The sequence below is a fragment of the Paracoccus sp. S4493 genome, from assembly GCF_000967735.1.
In the GTDB taxonomy this organism is placed as follows: domain Bacteria; phylum Pseudomonadota; class Alphaproteobacteria; order Rhodobacterales; family Rhodobacteraceae; genus Paracoccus; species Paracoccus marcusii.
Map to the genome: position 1 here is coordinate 1 of NZ_JXYF01000566.1, position 281 is coordinate 281.

The window sequence follows — 281 nt, forward strand, 5'->3', positions numbered from 1 at the left end:
TCAGTCCGACCGCCCGGCCCGCAGCTGGGGTGCCAAGCCCGCGGGCACCGACGGGGCACGCCCGCGCTTTGGCGCGCGCGACGATTCGGCTGGCGGTTTCGGCGACCGCCCCCGGCCTGCAGGCGACAAGCCGCGCTGGAAGAAATCAGGCCCCGGCGAAGGGGGCGGCCGCATGTCCGGTCAGGGCGACGATGCCCGCCCCGCGCGCTTTGCCGGCAAGCCCGGAGAGGCGCGCAAGCCCTTTGGCGGCCCGCGCCCCGACGGCAAGCCCCGCGCCGATG

General features: G+C 77.2%; 1 pseudogene. It reads left to right on the plus strand.

Annotation, left to right across the window (positions count from 1 at the left end):
- Positions 1-281 (plus strand): annotated as a pseudogene (locus tag TW83_RS21710) (hypothetical protein); the annotation flags it as partial.